Raw genomic sequence first — 1,806 nt, 5'->3', positions numbered from 1 at the left:
CCGCCGGCCATCGCTTCGGGCGGCGGCGGGCTGGTGTCGACCACGGCCGACTACGCCCGCTTCGCCCAGATGCTGCTGAACGGCGGCCAGCTGGACGGCGCGCGGATCCTGGCGCCCGGCACAATCAAGCTTATGGCGTCCAACCACCTGACCGACATCGTGATGGCCGCGCCCGGCGCCTCGTTCTCGCCGGCCAAGGGAACGGGCTTCGGCCTGGACGTCGCGGTGGTCACCGACCCCGCCCGCGACGGCTCGCTGCAAGGCGAGGGCGCCTACAGCTGGGGTGGGGCGGCCGGGACCTGGTTCTGGATCGATCCCAAGAACGACCTCTTCATGCTTGGGATGATCCACATCCTGGCCAAGGAGATCGATCCGGCGCTGGCCAAGATCAACGACGACGCCGCCACCCTGGTCTACCAGGCCCTGGTCGATCCGGCGCAGTAACCGCCCCGCGAAGGGCCAATAAAAACAAAGCTTAGGGAGCTCGCCATGAAGGCCGCCGTCTATTACGAAACCGGTTCGCCGGACGTGCTGAAGTACGAGGACGTCGCCGATCCGCCCTGCTATTCCAGCGGCGTGGTGATCCGCGTCGAGGCGGTCAGCATCGAGGGCGGCGACACCCTCAACCGCGGCGGCGGCCCGATGGCCGGCAGCCCGCACATCGTCGGCTACCAGGCGGCCGGCGAGATCGTCGAGGTCGGGGCCGAGGTCACGCACCTGAAGGTCGGCCAGAAGGTGGTGACCGTGAACGCCTTCGGCTCGCACGCCGAGCTGCGCAGCGTGCCGGCCCGCAACGCCTGGCTGATCCCAGATGGGTTCGACGTCCGCAAGGCCGCCGCGATCCCGGTGCCGTTCGGTACGGCGCACGAATGCCTGTTCGGCGCCGGCCACCTGAAGTCCGGCGAGACCGTGCTGGTCCAGGCCGGTGCTGGGGCCGTCGGCGTCGCCGCGATCCAACTGGCCAAGCGGGCCGGGGCGACGGTGCTGGCCACCGCCTCCAGCGACGAGCGCCTGGAACGCCTGAAGCCCTTCGGCCTGGACCACGGGATCAACTACGGCCGCGAGGACTTGGTCGAGCAAGTGATGAAGCTGACGGGCGGCAAGGGCGTGGACCTAGTGGTCGACCCGGTCGGCGGTCCGACCCTGCAGACCAGCATCCTGGCCCTGGGCTATCGCGGCCGCATCTCGCTGGTCGGTCAGGCCGGGCGCGAGCCGACCAAGGTGGACGTGTCGTCGCTGATGGGCGGCAACCGCAGCCTGACGGGCGTGTTCCTCGGCGCGGAGATCATGACCGACCGCGTCCACGACATGATCCAGACCCTGATCGACGAGGCCGCACGCGGCGAGCTTCAGGTGCTGATCGACAAGACCTTCCCGCTGTCGGAAGCCGCCGCCGCTCATGCCTATATCGAGAGCCGCCAGGCCGTCGGCCGGGTGCTTTTGATCCCATGACCGGCAATCGAGTTCTGGCCCATACGGGCGCCAAGTATCCGATCGTCCAGGCTCCGATGGGCTGGATCGCCCGCTATCCGCTGGCCAGCGCCGTCTCGCGGGCCGGCGGTTTGGGGATCATCGAGACCTCGTCCGGTGAGACCGAAAACTGCAAGGCCGAGATCCGCAAGATGGCCGACAGCGGCCTGCCGTTCGGGGTGAACCTGCCGATCCTGTTCCTCAAGGACGACGCCATGCTGCGCTTCGTCTGCGAGAGCGGGGTCAAGTTCGTCACCACCTCGGCCGGCAGCCCAGCCAAGTTCGTCGGGCCGCTGAAGGACGCCGGGATCGTCGTCTACCACGCTGTCCCGACTG

General features: G+C 68.6%; 3 protein-coding genes. All 3 read left to right on the top strand.

Annotation, left to right across the window (positions count from 1 at the left end; all coding sequences use genetic code 11):
* Nucleotides 1-444, top strand: a 444-nt coding sequence (locus AC1DZ6_RS24520; RefSeq protein WP_477099710.1) for a serine hydrolase, incomplete at its 5' end; no start/stop codon positions are given.
* 45 nt (nucleotides 445-489) lie between these two features.
* Entirely contained in the window at nucleotides 490-1,452 is a 963-nt protein-coding gene (locus AC1DZ6_RS24515) for a quinone oxidoreductase family protein (protein ID WP_477099709.1), read from the top strand.
* Nucleotides 1,449-1,806: NAD(P)H-dependent flavin oxidoreductase (locus AC1DZ6_RS24510; protein WP_477099708.1), on the top strand; the 358-nt coding region annotated here is incomplete at its 3' end. The genes AC1DZ6_RS24515 and AC1DZ6_RS24510, both read left to right, overlap by 4 nt.

Source organism: Caulobacter sp. P1_B12_2 (genome assembly GCF_056406675.1).
The sequence above is the reverse complement of the archived record's forward strand: the minus strand, read 5'-3'. Positions and strand labels throughout refer to the sequence as shown.